Source organism: Parasphingomonas zepuensis (assembly GCF_036663735.1).
Taxonomy (GTDB): Bacteria; Pseudomonadota; Alphaproteobacteria; order Sphingomonadales; family Sphingomonadaceae; genus Sphingomonas.
The window spans coordinates 1-1,372 of sequence record NZ_JAXOJO010000037.1 but is presented as its reverse complement, the minus strand read 5'-3'; the positions used below and the strand labels follow the sequence as shown (position 1 = coordinate 1,372).

Genomic DNA, 1,372 nt, shown 5'->3' with positions numbered 1-1,372 from the left:
TCAGGTGCATATGAGATCCTTGGAAGGTCCGAATCAGATCGGGTAATGACCGACTTCGGTCTCGATGGTGATCCAGCGCAGTTCGGTGAAGCTGTCGATTCCGGCCTTGCCGCCGAAGCGGCCATAGCCCGATGATTTGACGCCGCCGAACGGCATCTGCGCCTCGTCATGCACGGTCGGGCCGTTAACGTGGCAGATGCCAGATTTGATCTGGCGTGCGACGCGCAGGCCGCGTGCGGTGTCCCTTGTGAACACCGCGGCGGACAGGCCATATTCGGTGTCGTTGGCGAGTTCGATCGCGTGGGCCTCGTCGCGGGCGCGGATCACGCCGACGACGGGGCCGAAACTTTCGTCGCGGAACAGCTTCATGGACGGGGTGACCTTGTCGATGACATGCGCGGGCATCAGCACGCCGTTGGCGTCGCCGCCATTGACCTGCACCGCGCCTGCACCGACCGCGTCGGCGATCAGCGACTTCACATGATCGACCGTCTTCTGGTCCACCACCGCGCCCAGCGGGGTCTTGCCCTCACGCGGATCGCCGACGGCCATACCGCCGACCTTGGCCGCGAACTTCTCGACGAACGCATCGGCGACGGATTCCACGACGATGATCCGCTCGGTCGACATACAGATTTGGCCCTGGTTCATGAACGCCCCGAATGCGGCGGCCTTGACCGCCTCATCCAGATCGGCGTCCTCAAGCACCAGCATCGGTGCCTTGCCGCCCAGTTCGAGCAGCACCGGCTTCAGATGCCCGGCGGCGCGGATCGCGATGATCTTGCCCACCGCGGTCGATCCGGTGAAGTTGATGCGACGGACATGCGGGTTGTCGATCAGCGCGCCGACGATTTGGGGCGCGTCGGCTGGCGAATTGGTGACGATGCTGACCGCGCCGGTGGGCAGTGCTTCGTCGAACGCTTCGGCGATCAGCGAATGCGTTCGCGGACATTGCTCGCTCGCCTTCAGCACCACGGTGTTGCCGCAGGCGAGCGGCACCGCGACCGCGCGCACGCCCAGGATGATCGGCGCATTCCAAGGGGCGATGCCCAGCATCACGCCGACCGGCTCACGCAGCGCCATCGCAATACAGCCGGGCCTGTCCGACGGGATGACCTCGCCTCCGATTTGGGTCGTGAGCGCAGCGGCTTCGCGGACCATACCAACCGCAAGCATCAGGTTGAAGCGAGCCCAGCCTTCGGTCGCGCCGATCTCACCCATCATCGCATCGACGAACTGGTCGCCACGCGCCATAAGTGCGTCGGCCGCCTGGTTCAGCGCCGCGCGACGGGCGTTGGGACCCAATGCGGACCAGGCCGGGAAGGCGGCGGCGGCGGCCTCGACCGCCGCATTGGCGTCGTCGATGGAAAAC

1 protein-coding gene is annotated in these 1,372 nt (G+C 65.7%); it reads right to left on the bottom strand.

Annotated elements, in window-relative coordinates:
• Window positions 1-33: 33 nt before the first annotated feature.
• A partial coding sequence (locus U1769_RS25010) for an aldehyde dehydrogenase (RefSeq protein WP_332720869.1) occupies window positions 34-1,372 on the bottom strand: 1,339 nt, incomplete at its 5' end.